The sequence below is a fragment of the Vibrio sp. 10N.247.310.23 genome (assembly GCF_041467155.1).
Lineage (GTDB): Bacteria > Pseudomonadota > Gammaproteobacteria > Enterobacterales > Vibrionaceae > Vibrio > Vibrio crassostreae_C.
Genome location: NZ_JBFSTZ010000009.1, coordinates 63,533 through 79,902 on the forward strand (window position 1 = coordinate 63,533; position 16,370 = coordinate 79,902).

General features: G+C 45.8%; 12 protein-coding genes. 7 read left to right on the top strand and 5 right to left on the bottom strand.

Going from position 1 to position 16,370, the window contains the following annotated elements:
* Positions 1 to 118: 118 nt before the first annotated feature.
* The 3 genes from AB6D93_RS08900 to AB6D93_RS08910 are packed head-to-tail and all read right to left on the bottom strand — an operon-like array spanning position 119 to position 4,498.
* On the bottom strand, positions 119 to 1,252 hold the full coding sequence (locus AB6D93_RS08900) for a lipocalin-like domain-containing protein (protein WP_102332713.1): 1,134 nt from the start codon (positions 1,250 to 1,252) through the stop codon (positions 119 to 121).
* A complete protein-coding gene (locus tag AB6D93_RS08905) occupies positions 1,252 to 3,786 on the bottom strand; it encodes an ABC transporter permease (RefSeq protein ID WP_102332712.1) in 2,535 nt (844 codons plus the stop codon). Before AB6D93_RS08905 ends, AB6D93_RS08900 begins: the two co-directional genes overlap by 1 nt.
* A gap of 4 nt (positions 3,787 to 3,790) precedes the next feature.
* Positions 3,791 to 4,498, bottom strand: a complete 708-nt coding sequence (locus tag AB6D93_RS08910) for an ABC transporter ATP-binding protein (protein WP_102332711.1) — start codon at positions 4,496 to 4,498, stop codon at positions 3,791 to 3,793.
* Between the two features lie 735 nt (positions 4,499 to 5,233).
* Between AB6D93_RS08910 and AB6D93_RS08915 the strand changes: the two genes are divergently transcribed.
* From AB6D93_RS08915 to AB6D93_RS08945, 7 genes are all read left to right on the top strand, one after another.
* Positions 5,234 to 5,920 carry a DeoR/GlpR family DNA-binding transcription regulator gene (locus tag AB6D93_RS08915; RefSeq protein ID WP_102332710.1) on the top strand — a complete coding sequence of 229 codons (687 nt, stop codon included), beginning with the start codon at positions 5,234 to 5,236 and terminating at the stop codon, positions 5,918 to 5,920.
* Positions 5,921 to 6,117: 197 nt separating this feature from the next.
* Positions 6,118 to 7,287 carry an L-fucose:H+ symporter permease gene (gene fucP / locus AB6D93_RS08920; RefSeq protein WP_017059999.1) on the top strand — a complete coding sequence of 390 codons (1,170 nt, stop codon included), beginning with the start codon at positions 6,118 to 6,120 and terminating at the stop codon, positions 7,285 to 7,287.
* 66 nt (positions 7,288 to 7,353) lie between these two features.
* Entirely contained in the window at positions 7,354 to 9,102 is a 1,749-nt protein-coding gene (locus AB6D93_RS08925) for an L-fucose isomerase (RefSeq protein WP_029236428.1), read from the top strand.
* A gap of 59 nt (positions 9,103 to 9,161) precedes the next feature.
* Positions 9,162 to 10,610, top strand: a complete 1,449-nt coding sequence (gene fucK, locus AB6D93_RS08930; RefSeq protein ID WP_017059997.1) for an L-fuculokinase — start codon at positions 9,162 to 9,164, stop codon at positions 10,608 to 10,610.
* Positions 10,603 to 11,037: an L-fucose mutarotase gene (gene fucU, locus AB6D93_RS08935; protein ID WP_017059996.1), complete on the top strand. Its 435-nt coding sequence runs from the start codon at positions 10,603 to 10,605 to the stop codon at positions 11,035 to 11,037. Before fucK ends, fucU begins: the two co-directional genes overlap by 8 nt.
* An 18-nt stretch (positions 11,038 to 11,055) precedes the next feature.
* A complete protein-coding gene (locus AB6D93_RS08940; RefSeq protein WP_029236427.1) occupies positions 11,056 to 11,703 on the top strand; it encodes an L-fuculose-phosphate aldolase in 648 nt (215 codons plus the stop codon).
* 46 nt (positions 11,704 to 11,749) lie between these two features.
* Positions 11,750 to 12,898, top strand: coding sequence for an iron-containing alcohol dehydrogenase (locus AB6D93_RS08945; protein ID WP_017059994.1), 1,149 nt, complete (start codon positions 11,750 to 11,752; stop codon positions 12,896 to 12,898).
* A 258-nt stretch (positions 12,899 to 13,156) separates the two neighbouring features.
* Here AB6D93_RS08945 and AB6D93_RS08950 read toward each other — a convergent pair whose 3' ends face one another.
* A complete protein-coding gene (locus tag AB6D93_RS08950) occupies positions 13,157 to 15,061 on the bottom strand; it encodes a bifunctional UDP-sugar hydrolase/5'-nucleotidase (protein ID WP_102332709.1) in 1,905 nt (634 codons plus the stop codon).
* A gap of 301 nt (positions 15,062 to 15,362) precedes the next feature.
* A complete protein-coding gene (locus tag AB6D93_RS08955; protein WP_017059992.1) occupies positions 15,363 to 16,352 on the bottom strand; it encodes a zinc-dependent alcohol dehydrogenase family protein in 990 nt (329 codons plus the stop codon).
* Positions 16,353 to 16,370 lie beyond the last annotated feature (18 nt).

Below are 16,370 nucleotides of genomic sequence, written 5' to 3' on the forward strand. Positions count from 1 at the left end.
AAATAGAACATATGGAATAACAAAAAACCTCCGTGGTGGAGGTTTTGGTTGAAAGTGTTTTAGTTGATGGTTATCGCGATGTATTTGTTGTTAGATTCCACCTGTATTAATACACAATCTAATACCCAGTCAACTCCATATAGCCAGACCCAGAATGAGAACCTTTGATTTCAATTGGCCCTTCCCAATAAGGAACCGACAGCGGCATTTTGGCATTTGGATTGAGTGCCGAGACGGTCAGTTCGATCTGTTGAGTTGGAATCGAAACTTGCCACTTTGTTGGGTAGTCACTCACGTCGATTTTAGTTTGCTTGATGGCGGTTAAGCTGATGTCTTGCTGCTTAATCGTGATGCCGGAGCCATCTTGATTCATCAACTTCGCATGGGAATAACTGGCTTTGCCTGTTGTTGAGTTTCGAAGCTGAAATACCACCAAACTGGTTTCATCACTCAGCCTTAGCGCAAACCAATCCCAACCTTGTTGTGAGTCGAGTAAAAACTGAGAGCTCCACTCTCTGTCTATCCAACCTTTACCAGACACCTGATGCGTGATGCCATCAATGGTTACTTCGCCCGATACATCGATGAATGGTTGGCTGTAGTAATAGGAAGCCACTTTGCCATCGCTACTTTTAGTGCTGTAGCCTTGTTCGCCTTGCTTTTGATAAGGCGCGTTGTTGGTTAACTTAAGCGAGTATCCAAATTGACCCGAGTTAGCGACCAATGTAGCTGGGAACAGGTCATCGGTCGTCGACGTCCATTGCCAGTCATCAAGATAGACACGAAATGGTGAAGCGCTTACTCCTGCCAGTTCTGCTTGGTTACGTGACCACTTTTCATCGGCGTAGTGTTTGTCTTTAGTGGTGACAGCGCTGTGTGCCATGTAGATCTGCTGACTTTGCCACGTAGTTTCCTTGGTTCTATTGCTACGTTCCTGTGGTGCAGCCGCAAAGCGAAACTGTGTCCATTGCACGCCTAACGTATTGCCTTTTTCATCAATCAAGTTTGCGGTTAAATACCACCATTCATGACGAAAATCAGGGTGCGCTTGATGGTCGGCAGGGAAAGTGATGTCGATACCTTTTACTACCGGAGAAAATTGCGCTTGATCGATTGCCGTTTCATTCTCGGTTTGTGTTTCAGTACCGAGTATCGAACCCATATTTTGAGCTGATGGTTGAGTGGACTCCTCACACCCTAAAAGGAGTAAGATGCCAAGTGTGAGAACGAAAACTCTCATTGATCGATTCATCACAACACCTCACTTTGCAAGCTGGATACCACGGGTTTACTGACCAAACGCCACTGTGGGATCAAGGTCGCAATCACAGCCACTAAAATGGTGATGGTTGCGATGCTGAGTGCATCACTCCAATTCCATACGTAATTTAAGCTCCAACCAAAGGCGCGTAGGGTAACGATGTCCGTCAACACATAACCGACCATAGCGCCGAGTGGTAACGCGATAACCAGAGTGAAGGCGACCAGAACAACGATTTGCCCGACCACCATTGCCATCAATTTTTTCTGACTAACACCGAGTGCATACAGCCTTGCAATGGCGGCTTTACGTGCATCGAGCAACATGAAACAGGCGCAGAACAACCCAATCACCGCCACCATTAATGTGACACCATTAAGCGCCCGCGTGATGGCAAAAGTTTGTGAGAATATATCCAACGCGATCGATTTGATCTGTGCTTGATTGTAAAGCTGACCTGGGTGCAGATTGAGTTGTTGGCGTAGCTGTTCATATACCACTTGTGGGTCGCTAGAGACTTTGATTCCCAAGCTGGTGGGTAAGTCAGTAAATCCGCTTTCGATCCACAAATTAGGTGCAAGTAACACTTCGCCATTCGGTGAGCCGTAATCGTGGAAAATCGCCCCGACGATGAGCGCTTTGTCTTGGATCGCGTCGAGCTTGAGTCGGCTTCCAAGCGGCAAGCCGAGCTTCACTGCCGTAGGTTCGCTGATCGCCACGAATTCACCTTGGTAAAAGCGCGTCCAGAAATCATCAAGGTGGGATTGAAATACCATGGTTTGCTCAAGTGTGTCTTTGTCTTTGGTGCCGAGCAAAGTAGGTAAGCCCTGCAAGTTATCATCGACATAATATTGCTTATAAACGGTTTCAACATTTTCAAACTGCTCTAACGCACGTTCCACATTCGCGATTTCACTTTGGGCAGGGCTAACGTAAATATCGGCATGTAAGCGCTGTTCAAGCCATTGCTTTAACGTGGATTCAAAGCTGCCGACTAAGGTATTCATTCCGATATTGGCGGTGACAGCGAGAAGCAACGCCATCATGGCAAGGGAGAGAGGGGAAATAAGTTCACGTAGCTCAGCAAACAGATATTGTATTAACCCCGATTGGGTGCGTTTTTCGCTCCAGTTCGCTAGCACGCTTAGCGTTTTGGGCAGGTACAAAGGAATCGACACCACTAACACTCCGAGCCATGCTATGGTGAAGCGATGATGTTCGCTCAGCCATAACCCTGCTAACGCGACAATGGTTAATACTGACCCGATAACAAACAGCTGATTTTCGTTAGACGTTTCCGGCGCTTGATAGAAACCGCCATGGGAAGAGAGGGGTTGTCGCACTCGCTGTTTAAAGTGCTGCCAACACGCGACAAGCGTTGCGGCCAGCGTGAGTAGCAGTGCCTGCACTAACCATTGCCACTGCCATGTGCCGGGAAGCAGTGTTGCACCATAAAGTTGCTCAAGCGTTATCGCGACGGTTGGGTGTAGCCAATGGCTGAGTTGAATGCCGAGAATGGAACCAAGCGACGCGCCCATTGTGACTAAAAGAACCAGCTCGACTAGCAGAGCTGAAAATACGATGCTTGGCGCAATCCCGGCTTGTTGAATTTGCACCAACAGCCGATTACGTTTCAGCAAACTGTACTTCACGCCATTGTAAGCGATGAACAGGCCAACCAAAAACGCCAACAAACTCATGGCGGTGAGGTTGAGGTGAAAGCTATCGGTAATTGAACCGAGATCCGTGCTTTGGTTGTTGGAAATCCATTGCCCCTGTTTGCCGATAAGGCTTTGCCATTTATCCTGAGTATTGCTGTTCGTGTCGCTCTTAGTGTCAAAAATAGCGATGTAGCTCAGTTGCCCTTGCTTGTTAAGCAGTTGCTGAGCGAACCCAATATCCATCAACATTCGGCTACCGAGCTGCCATTCATCTGGCAATACCACGACTTTGGTGAGCACTTCATCCAAAGTGAGTGTGTCTACTTCGTCCAAACTCTGGTGCTGAGATTGGCTCATCATCACAATGGGTTCACCCGCTAAGAGTTGCGGCAAAGGTAAGGCGTTGTCGAACAGGGAAATGTTTGGTTCTTTGGTTTGAGTGTTGCTTTGTTCGTCGACGCGAGCGTGACGAGATCTTGAAGTGAGGGCGGCGATCAACTCACTGCCTTGAACTGACCAACGTCGACCTTGCTCGTCTCTTACTCGCCCTTCTATAACAGGCAGTGCTGCGCTTAATCCGCTTTGTCTTAAGCTGAAGTAGAGCGATTCCGACAAATAGTTTTGCCCTGCTGGTGGAATGATAAGGTTCTGCGCTTGGGCGCTAAGTTGCTCGGTCGATTCTGCATAACTGCGCTTGGCATTGAGGTTGATGGCTTGCACTGCGACAAACAAGGTGACCGCTAACACAATGCCTATCAGAATCGCTGCGGCTTGCAATGGTGATTGACGATAGTGTGCCGCGAATAGGTTCAGAGTCAGTTTGGTATGGGTGAGCTGGTTCTGAACGAAGCCAGTTTGCTTCATTGGATTACTCACAAAGTTGCTGCTCTTTGGTTTTGGTTCGATCTACGTTCTTTAAACAACCATCATCTAACACCAATTTTGTCTGCATAAAGCTGGTACATTCCGGGCTGTGCGTAACCAAAAGCACGGCAGTGTTGCCTTGTGTAGTGATTTCACTCAGCAGTTTCATAACCTCTAACCCTGCTTTGTGGTCGAGGTTGCCTGTGGGTTCGTCGGCAAGCAGTAGCTTAGGTTTATGGGCTAGCGCGCGCGCAATAGCGACTCGTTGTTGCTGACCGCCAGAGAGTGCAGATACGTGTCTTTCGAGTAGCTCACTGATGCCTAACGCTTCCACTAAGTAATCGCACCAGTCGCCCCATTTTTGTTGATTTAAATGGAGAGGGAAGGCGATGTTCTGTTTTACGTTGAGTGGGGTTAACAAGTTGAACTGTTGAAAGACAACGCCCAAATTTTGATGGCGGAATCGGCTCCACTGTGGATCTTTCCAATCTAATGAGTTCTCGCCATCGAGCCACAACTCACCACCAGATAGAGGTTCAAACCCCGCAATGATGTTCAGCAGAGTACTTTTCCCGCTACCACTCGCCCCTGTCAAAGCCACGCTTGCCCCTGTTGCCAAAGCGAAGTCGACATTTTCCAACACGCTATGAGTGTCTTTACCATCAACAAAGCTTTTGCTGGCATGTGTGAGTGTGACAATTGGGCTTTCCATTTCCTTTCCTTATAAACAAAACCTACCATCAAAAGGTGTCGTTACTTGTGGCAATTACTGAAGCGACAAGCTCTATAAAACTGTAGACAACAATTTGAAAAAGAAAGCGATTTATATCGAATAATTAATAACTTGTACTGCGAAAAGAGAGAAATAGATCAGTGTGAGGAGGAATACAGGTGTTTGTGGGAGCTTAGAGTCACCTCAGAGGCTTTCGAATTTATCGTCAGACGGTTCGTGACCACGTTTAAGTGCAATAAATCATGGTTTAACGTGTTAAAGGTTTTCTTTATGAAAGTGTGTTGGGGGAGGGGGATAGTGCTGTTTCTCTAACTTGTTAATGCCCCCAAGTTTCTTAGAGTATTAATTCTCTTGTTTTTACCCACTTTAGTTAGCCAAGTTCAACTAATCATTGTTTCATGTTTACTTGGTGGATTCTTATTACTGTCTCTGTGCAGACATTTCGTGTCCTCCCCTCTCCTGAGTTATACGCTTTGGTCTAAATAGGCAAGTATTCGCAATATCATTCAATCTATGTAAGTGGTGATTACAAGCTGTTCTAACAATTATAATTCCTTATTAATGAATGACTGTTTTTATAAGTTTCGGGCATTTGTGTTTAATAGTCCACAATATCAGTCACAAATCGGTCAATAACGGGCTTGATGGCGATTTCGTCACAGTTTTGCCATTTTTTCATTGGTAAATTAATAATCAAGCAAGCGGGAGACCATTATGAGAAGCCTACAAATTGTTGAACTAATAAATGATCAAAGAAGTGCAACCGTCGAAGAAATAGCAGAAGCCTTTAATGTTTCTGTGGAAACCATTCGTCGAGATTTAAAAAAGCTTGATGAATCGGGCGCACTTAAAAGAGTTCATGGTGGGGCTATTAGTGTTCAAGAAATTGATGAAGGTCTTTCTTTTCATGCGCGTTCTAAGGACTATATAGAAGAAAAGGAATTACTGGTAAGCAAAGCGTTAGATTATATTAAAGAAGAAATGGTAATAGGTTTAGACGCAAGTTCATCAAGTTGGTGTCTCGCTCGAGAGATTCCAAATATCAGTTGCACTATTATTACCAATTCTCTTCAGAATGTTATTGCCCTTGAAGGTAAAAGTAATATTAATGTAATTTGTACTGGTGGCAGTTATTCCGATAAGTACAGTAGTTTCTATGGTCCACTAGCAGTGGAGACACTGGCTAATATGTCTTTGGACGTCTGCTTCTTTTCCTGCGTTGGGTTTGATTATGACTCAGGAGTTTGGGATTCAAATGAATATAACTATCAAATAAAAAGAAGTTTTATCGATATATCTGATCAAGTTATTCTAATTGCCGATAAATCTAAATACAAAAAAAGAAGTCTTCTTAAAATATGTGATAACGAATCGGTAGATGTAGTAATAACTGATTTGTAATAACGTGAAACAAAATAAACTTTAAAATAAAAATAAATAATTTAATTAATAAATAAGGATATCTTATGAATGATACTCTCAATATAAGTTCGTCTGAAACACAGAGGAATAATAAAGTAGAGGTAATACCAAAGGAAATTAAATTTGCTTTTTGGCTACTATGTTGTTGTTTTGCCATGTGGGGTTTGGCAAATAACATGACTGATGTACTTATTGCACAGTTTCGAAAAGTATTTACTTTAACCGATATGCAATCCGGTTTGGTACAAACGGCTTTCTATGGCGCTTATTTTTGTTTGGCTCTTCCCGCTGCGCTTTTCATACAGCGATACAGTTATAAAGCCGGAGTGCTTTTGGGCCTTGGATTGTTTGCAACCGGCGCACTGCTATTTTATCCCGCCGCGCAAGCAATGGAATATTTACCTTTCTTGCTGGCATTATTTGTTCTAGCTGGCGGTCTCTCCATTCTAGAAACAAGTGCCAACCCATACATATTAGCGATGGGTCCTGAAGAAACCGCAACTCGACGTCTAAATATTGCTCAAGCTTGTAACCCTATTGGTTCGATCACTGGGGTGTTAATTGGCAAATTTTACATCTTATCGCAACTAAACCCTGCAACGGATAGTGAACGTGCGGCCATGGCTGCTGACGAACTAGCGAAAATTCAATCTGACGAACTGTACGCAGTAATGATGCCCTATATGGGCGTAGCAGTTGTTATTGCTTTAATTTGGCTATTGATTCTTAAAACTAAGATGCCGGCCGCAAAGGACACAAGTACTACCGGTGAGTCTACATTTGGTCAGGCGTACCGCCGTATTGTCAAGCGAAGCCACTTCACCAAAGGCGTGTTAGCTCAGTTTTTCTATGTCGGTGCGCAAATTGGTTGTTGGTCATGGACTATTCGTTACGTGATGCAAGAAGTCGGCGGTACAGAAGCAGAAGCATCAACATACCTACTGACATCTATTGTGATTTTCTCTGTCATGCGCTGGGTTTGTGTCGCGCTGATGAAACACATTGAACCACAAAAACTACTTGCTGCTTTGGCTGCGATCGCTGCGATTTTAGTCGCTGTAATCATGGTAGTGGGTGGGTTAGCAGGAGCTTATGCACTAGTCGGTGTGTCTGCATGTATGTCTCTGATGTTCCCGACTATTTTTGGGCTATCACTGAGAGATTTAGGGTCTGATTCAAAGTTTGGTGGAAGCTTCTTAATCATGGCAATCCTGGGTGGTGCACTGCTAACCGCCATCATGGGGCAAATCTCAGATGCAGCAGGCATTGGTGCCGCATTTGTTATCCCATTCATTGGCTTCGTTTACCTAGTGTACTACGGCGCAAAAGGTTACCAAGTTAAGTAAAGAATTATCCACAGGGGCAGCATTAACCTGCCCCCTGAATTAAAGAAATAATAAGGAACATCAATGATGTCACAGTTAGTTAAAATCGGTATTCGTCCTACCATCGACGGTCGTCAAATGGGTGTACGCGAATCTCTTGAAGATCAAACTATGGGAATGGCTCAGCGCGCAGCTCATTTTATTCAAGAGAATATTCGCCATGCTAGCGGAGAGAAAGTGGAGTGTGTCCTTGCCGACTCTTGTATTGGTGGTGTAGCAGAATCTGCTGCGACGGCTGACAAATTTAAACGTGAAAATGTGGGCCTTGTACTGACAGTAACACCGTGTTGGTGTTATGGCACAGAAACCATTGATATGGACCCGCATACACCAAAAGCCATCTGGGGTTTCAATGGTACTGAGCGTCCAGGTGCAGTATACCTAGCCGCCGCGATGGCAGGCCACTCACAAGTGGGTTTACCGGCATTCTCAATTTACGGCAAAGAAGTGCAAGACGCAGGAGACGAGTCAATCCCAAGTGACGTACAGGACAAGATTCTTCGCTTCTGCCGTGCAGGTTTAGCCGTCGCGTCAATGCGCGGTAAATCTTATCTCTCGATGGGCTCTGTATCTATGGGCATCGCGGGCTCTGTGGTTAACCCTGAGTTCTTCCAGAAGTATCTGGGCATGCGTAATGAATATGTCGATATGACAGAAATCAAACGCCGTTTGGATCGAGAAGTCTATGACAAGAAAGAGTTTGAACTGGCACGTGCTTGGGTACGAGACTGGTGTAAAGAAGGTAAAGATTATAACGGCACCCCTTTCACCGAAGAGCGTAAAGCAGAGGATTGGGATACCGTCATTAAGATGACCATGATCATGCGCGATTTGATGCAAGGCAACCCAAAACTTGCAGAGCTAGGCTTTGGTGAAGAATCGCTAGGACACAATGCTATTCTGGCTGGCTTCCAAGGTCAGCGTCATTGGACAGATCATTTGCCCAATGGCGATTTTTCAGAGGCCATCTTGAACTCCTCATTTGATTGGAACGGCATTCGTGAACCAATCTGTGTGGCAACAGAAAACGACGCGTTGAACGGCGTAAATATGATGTTTGGTAAGCTACTGACGGGTGAGGCTCAGGTTTTCCATGATGTTCGTACCTACTGGTCTGAAGATGCGGTAGAGCGTGTGACAGGGACCCGCCCAGATTCCGGTTTCTTGCACCTGGTTAACTCTGGCTCAGCAGCGCTCGATGGGGCAGGTAAAGCGAGAACAGCTGATGGTAAGCCGGCGATGAAACCGCACTGGGAACTGACACAAGCCGACGTTGAAGCGTCTCTAAATGCAACGAAATGGTGCCCAGCCATTGAAGAATACTTCCGTGGGGGCGGCTTCTCGTCTCAGTTCCTAACTGAAGGTGGTATGCCATTTACTATGCATCGAATCAACATTATCTCGGGTATTGGTCCAGTGCTGCAAATTGCTGAGGGGCACTCTATCGAACTGCCAGAAGATGTTCATAATACCCTAAATGAGCGCACTAACGCGACTTGGCCAACGACCTGGTTCGTCCCTCGCTTGACTGGCCAAGGCGCATTTAAATCGGTTTATGACGTTATGGCAAACTGGGGCGCTAACCACTGTGTTATCACTTCAGGCCACGTTGGCGGCGATTTAATCTCTCTCGCTGCAATGCTGCGTATTCCGGTATCGATGCATAACGTGGATAGCCAAGACATCTTTCGTCCGCATACTTGGTCTGCATTTGGTCAGGATGTTGAGGGACAGGACTATCGCGCTTGTCAGAACTTCGGCCCTATCTATAAGTAATTCAATAGGTAACTAATTTTGCCTGCCCCAACTTGGGGTAGGCCTTAAAGGGGTGAGTTATGTCGATTGCTATTATTCTTGATTGCGGAGCCACCAACGTCCGCTCTATTGCGATTAACCAGCAAGGTGAAATTGTTGCGTCGCACTATATTGCTAATGAAACGCTACAGAATGGCACTAAACATGTTTGGGATTTTCAACAGATTTGGAAAAAGCTTGTTGAGTGTTCAAAGCAGGTAACGGCTCAAATTAATTCGACGGATATTGTTGCCGTTTCTGTCACTACCTTTGGAGTGGACGGGGCGCCCTTCGATAAAGATGGAAAGCAGATCTATCCCATTATTTCTTGGAAATGTGCTCGTACCGCGCCTGTGATGAGCCAGATCTCGCAAGATATTGACCGCGATGAACTGTATTTGACCAACGGCATCGGGGATTATTCGTTCAATACCTTATTCAAGCTTAAGTGGTTGAAAGACAACGAACCAAAAGTCTATAGCAATATGGATAAGTGGGTGTTTATTTCGTCGATGTTGACACAAAAGCTGACGGGCGAATTAACAACCGATCGAACGATGGCTGGCACGTCGATGATGACGGACCTAGACAGCGGTGACTGGAATGAAGGGGTATTACAGTACCTAGAGCTGACGAAGGCGCACTTTCCTCCCATGGTTGAAGCGGGCGAAATAGTGGGTTGTTTAAAAGACGATGTCGCCTTCCTGCTTGGCATTCCAAACAGAGTTCCAGTGATTTCAGCAGGTCACGACACTCAGTTTGCTTTGTTCGGCTCTGGTGCCAAAGAGAATCAGTCTTTCTTAAGCTCAGGGACTTGGGAGATCTTGATGGCTCGTTCGCCACGTCCTCAGTTAAAACCTGACTATCTCAAAGAGGGCATGACAACAGAGCTTGATGCTAAAAATGATTTGTTTAACCCAGCAATCCAATGGCTCTCTAGTGCAGTAATGGAATGGGTCGCCAACACCTACTTTACGGATATTGCCGAGAGCAGCAGTAAATACGCGGTGATGGTTTCGGAAGGGGAAGCGGCCCCTATCGGTGCAAATGGCGTTAGGTTCGATCCATCCTTTTTACTTGGTGGTGACGGTAAAGGAAATGGTGCGATTACTGGCCTGTCCATTAATGCCACAAGGGGCGAGATATACCGCGCCGCTCTAGAAGGACTGGCCTTCAAACTCAAGAGCAGTCTGCACTATCTTTCCACGACTTGTCGCTTAAATACCGAGTGTTTAATGGTGGTGGGTGGTGGGTCTAAAAATAGACTGTGGAACCAAATAAGAGCTGACGTTGTTGGCATCCCTATCCATGTGGTTGAACAGCCTGAAGCCACAGTGACGGGGGCAGCGATGTATGCCTTTGCAGGGGCTGGGGTATTTATTGATGCCAATCATGCCCAAGAAAATATGAAGCCTGCTTACCAAGTCATCACCCCGTCTGAGAGCCGTGAACAATACGCCCAGTTATTGGAGGAAATACACAATGCTTAAAGGAATCCATCCGGCAATAAGCCCAGAACTGCTTGCCGTATTAAGTCGAATGGGGCATGGCGATGAAATTCTGTTTGCCGACGCCCATTTTCCTGCTGAGACGTTTGGATCGCATGTGGTGCTAAGAGCCGATGGCGTGAATATCGATACGCTGTTAGAGGGCACAATACCGCTATTTGAGCTCGACGTGTACTGCCAAAGCCCGCTGATCATGATGCAAGCAGTAGAGGGTGACCAGCTCGACCCAACAGTTGAATCGAAATACATGGCGGCAATCACAAAGACCACGAAAGACAAGCCTGCATTAGAACACATGGATCGTTTTGATTTTTACGACCGCGCCGAAAAATGCTTTGCAGTTGTACTGACGGGCGAAACCGCTAAATACGGAAACATCATTTTAAAGAAAGGCGTAACGCCAGCTTAAGGAAGTAATACGATGACAATAACAAGAAATGAACTAGCACAAGACATTATCGATACATGCTTAGAGATGACTAAGCTGGGATTAAACCAAGGCACCGCAGGTAATGTCTCGGTGCGCTATGAAGGTGGTTTATTGATCACTCCAACGGGTATTGAATATGAGAATCTGACACCGGAAAAGATCGTTTTTGTAAGCGAATCCGGAGAATTTGAGGAAGGCAAAATTCCATCAAGCGAATGGGCTTTCCACCTAACCTGCTACCAAGCGAGAGAGGATTGCCATGCCGTTGTTCACAACCACGCCATTAACGCGACAGCAGTGTCTATACTCAATCGTCCAATCCAGGCGATCCACTATATGGTTGCAGCATCGGGCGCGGCAGAAATACCTTGTGTACCTTATGCTACCTTTGGCTCTCCTAAGTTGGCTGATTATGTAGATGCTGGCATTCGTCAAAGTAAATCTATTCTTCTTCAACATCATGGCATGATCACCGTTGGTGAAAATCTGAAGAAAGCATTGTGGTTAGCACATGAAACCGAGGTATTGGCTGAGCTTTATCTCAAGTGTGCAGCGATTCAGCCAGACGTTCCAGTGCTTCCAAACCAAGAGATGGATCATGTACTCGATAAGTTCAAGACGTATGGATTGCGAGTTGAGAAGTAATTGATATCGGCCCGATCCGTCGGGCTCTTACCGTAAAGGAATGACTATGGTGTTTGCATTAAATTTACCAAAACTATCATTATCCGGCGTAGGTGCGGTGGCAGAATCTGTTGCAGTGTTGGACTGTCGACCCGTAAAAAAAGCAATGATAGTGACAGATAAAAACCTTATTGAATTGGGGATATTAGATTCTCTTTATTGTGCACTCGATGATAAAGGGTTTGATTATGTCACCTTTGATAAGGTCACCCCTAACCCGACCGTTAGTTTGGTTAATCAAGGTGCTGAGTTTTACCAACAGAGCGGGTGCGATTGTTTGATTGCGGTTGGTGGCGGTAGCCCTATTGATTGTGCGAAAGCGATTCGTATTGTCACATCAAATGAAGGCGAAATCACCGATTATAATGGGGTCGGCCTGGTTAAGAATAGCGGTGCGTTCTTTATTGCTATTAATACAACGGCGGGAACAGCGGCGGAGATGACGTCCAATTCGGTGATTACCGATGAGAAGAATCTCGTTAAGATGGTGATCGTCGACACCAAACAGATTCCAGATGTTGCGGTTAACGACCCATCATTGATGGTTGGTTTGCCTGCCTCTGTTACCGCTGCAACGGGTATGGATGCGCTGACCCATGCCATTGAGTCGGTTGTGACTCCTGGCGCCCATCGTTTAACACTTCCGACCGCACTCGAGGCGGTTAAGCTAATTGCCAAATGGCTGCCTATGGCAGTAAAGGATGGAGCGAACATAGAAGCTCGGTCGGCACTTGCTGATGCGCAATTTTTAGCGGGGATGTCGTTCAACTCAGCCGGATTAGGCGCGGTTCATGCGTTGTCACATCAGCCTTCGGCAACACACAACCTAGCGCATGGCGTTTGTAATGCTATCTTGCTGCCTGTGGTGAGCGCATTCAATGCTCAAACGATTCCAAGTGCGTTTAGAGAAGTAGCTGAAGCGATGGGTGGGGATACGTCTCAGTTAGACGACACTAATGCAGCCCTATTAGCGGTGGACCTGATTTGCACGTTGTCTCGTGAAGTGGGTATCCCTTCTGGGCTGGCTCATCTTGGGGTTAAGCATGCGGATATTGATGGTTGGGTTCAAAAAGCCATGGATGATGTTTGTATGGGAGGCAACCCAAGAACGTTGACCAGTGAAGACGTTTATCACCTTTACGAGTTGGCGTTATAGCAACCGAGTAGTGGTACTGTAGTGGCTGAGTGAATTTGGCCACTTGATTGGAGGTTTGCAATACTTGAAGTGATTCATAAATCACTAATTTAGGAAACTCGCTGAGAAGATTTTGTCCAACTATGAGTTGGCCTTTGCAGATCATTCATCCAATATTAACCGTTTTACTCAGTACAGATGTGGTGTTGGAAAATGGGAACAAAAACGACCTAACCACGCTCCAAGCGTTGTTAAGTCGTTATTGGTTGAGGTCAGGGGTTAATTGAGCGCTTCAATCAGAGTGATTTCGCGTTTGATTTGCTTACTCTCTTGCTCAGTCGCCTGCGCCAGTTTCTTTTCGCGTGTGGTTATGGCTGCTTGTTTGGCTTCGTCAGATTTGAACATCAGTTCTTTTACGTTGATAGAAGCGATGTTTGTGTAGCGGCCATCGTCACTGGTTGGGATTGATATGGTTTTATCATTAATCAATGATTTTACGATCTCACGCTGTTCATTGTAACGACTCTCTAAACCAGAAAGTGCCCATCGTTGTTGAGGCTTACCCTCATACTGGCCGTTCTTTTCTTCTTTAAGATACTTGATAGTCATGTTACGAATCGTGCCTGCTTCTTCTCCATACTCTGCTTCCGTATCAAAGAGTACAGGGAATGATTCACCTTCTAGCACGCCGCCTTTCTTGGTTAGATGACCCATTCGATAGCTATTCATACCAATACGGATCTCTGTTTGATCAGTAACCGGTGTGCCATCTGCAAACGCGAGGTTGGTGATGCGTGTACCTGCAGGCTGAGTGAGGTCGATGGTATAAGTCACGCCCGCGAAGAAGTCATTAGTTGAGTATTTTGAAGCTCTGCGTTCAGGGTTAAAGCTGTAGGTCACATCACCGGGTTGCACTGAGTTGAAGTAGCCCGCAGACCATTCCATGTAGGTTCTTAACTCTTTGCCTGTCATCTGGTAGACAGTGATTTCGCCACCTGCGTATTGGTAGTTGTACGCGATGTCTTTGGCTTTGATTGGGCCAACATCGAGCTCTGCATTGTCGTTGTCTATTTGAAGTGCAATGACATTGGCTTTGGGTGCATAGAAGAAGCTCGCTTCTTGGTATAGCGCACTGATGCCTGTGTCTTGAACGTGGACTTGAGGGATACCGCGGATTTCATTTTCAGGGACTAAATCAACGCCGGTAAGCTGAGCGACAGGTCTGTTCGCCATTTCTCGGAGTTGTTTGTGATAAGGCTGGTATAGCTCGTCCATATTCTGATCAGAATCTATACCTTTAATTTTATAGGTGAAGCTGTCTTTGTTGACGAGAGTGAATGTGCCATCGCGCTCTTCAAATTGAAGATCAATACGAGATAGGGCGCGGCCATATTTGTCGGGTTCAGTAATAATAACGCCATTTACAACGGCTTTATCGATGCGAGTGTGCATGTGGCCAGCGACGATGGCATCAAGCTCTGGGTTTGCATTGGCAATGTCGGTGACACCGGTGTCGGCAATGTCATTCTCGTTCTCAATTCCCATATGGGCAACCAATATGATGGCATCCACTTTATCATCAATCTCTTTGACGATTTTCTTCACTTCCAAGGTTGGATTAGTGAAAGTGACGCCTTCTAAACGGTTGGTACCTTGCGCAAAGACCTCCGTCATTGGGGTATCCATTCCGATCACGCCGATCTTAATGCTACCGCGTTCTAGGATGGTGTAACCAGGCAGGAATGGGTTTCCGTTTTTGTTCTTGATGTTGCCACCGAGAGACTGCCCTTTAAATTGGGTAACGGCCCTGTTGAGGGTTTTGAGGCCAAAGTCGAATTCGTGGTTACCTAAAACCCACACATCGTATTTCATGTGATTAAAGCCAAGCATCATTGGATCAACGGGCTCGTCTTTGAAGGTTTCTACGAAGTTGCCTTGGATGGTATCGCCAGCGTCGACAAGGATAATGTTAGATTGCTCTTTGCGGATCTCACCAACTTTGGTCGCGATTTGGCTCAAGCTACCACGAGTGTTGAGTTTATCTGCCGCGTAATCCCACGCCATAAAATGACCGTGGATATCTGAAGTACCCAGTATCGTGACATCGTGTATATCGCCATCAGCTGCAAAGGTGGGAAAGGCTAGAGAGAGTAGGATGGCGCTTGATAGTATGTGTCTTTTCATAATTATGTTCACATCGTGGTTTTAAGTATGACGCTACCATATAGAATCGAGGTTATCTTATGGGTGATCAGTATCATATTTCTAATGATATAACTAATTGATGTTTCAAATAAATGTGATTCATGACCATCTCGTAACCACTTAAGTTATGGAGAAATGCACCACAACTCTTCGCTATCTTTTCAATCTTCGATTTCTTTAATCAAACTTCCTAAGCGATGGTGTATTAACAAGCACGCTTGTAAGCTGTTGAACGTCTTGCCTGTTGAAATAAACAAGGTATATATCGTCCAACTCTCACTTACTGTGGCAGTAAGATGATCTTGCCCTCTAGGCGTGTGGTTTTCGATTCAATGAGATCAATCGCGGTTTGCACTTCATCGAATGGTAGATAGCGGTCAACGTCGAGCTGAATGTCGTTTGTGATGAAGTGATCTAGCATGGTCGTGAACTTATCACGGCGAACATCTTTACCTTCTGCTTCCTCCCAATAACGCAAGAAGAAGGTGCTGAAATCGATGTGTTGGTTTTTCGCGTACTCAAAGAAGCGTGGCTCGTAAAAATCCAACGACAGCGTCCCATAGTTGATAAAGCGCCCGTTGTTGCCAAGGGTGTGAACAAGATCGGTTCCGGGTGAGCCGCCAATCGCATCAAAGGCAACGGTTGGCATAGGCAAGCCTAATGCCTTAATTTGAGAAACTAGATCAGCGTTCGCATCTATCACCCAACAGGAAGTGGCAGGGTATTGTGTCTGCTGTGATGTAACGACAATGATGTTGAAGCCAAGTGATGCTGATAACTGGGAGAAGATCTTACCGATGGCTGAACTGCCCGCGTTGATGATCAACACATCCTCTTGGGTCAGCTTGGCTATTTCTGTCGTTAGCACCCATGCGGTTAGCGCATTAATGTACAACTGACAGGCGTAGCCATTGTCTAAATGTTGAGGAATTTGGAACAGATCATCTGGTGATACATCGACATAGTTCTGCCATGTTCCACTGGTTGCCACAAGCACTCGTTGATTCACTATAAACTCAGCACTGCTGGATTCTACAATCCTTCCTACCGCTTCAAATCCCGGTACTCTCGGCGGCTGATGGCTATGTTTGTATTGGCCCACACCATAAATCGACAACAGATCACTAGGGTTGATGTTAGTCGCTTCAATTTGTACGCGAACTTTATCTTTGTCTAGTACCCCTAAAGCGACATGTTCTAACTTGAGAGATTCTTTTGGCTGACCGAAACGGAACTGGCTAATTCGGGTATTTTGCTTAGTGTCAGTCATAGTTTGGGCACCTTTATG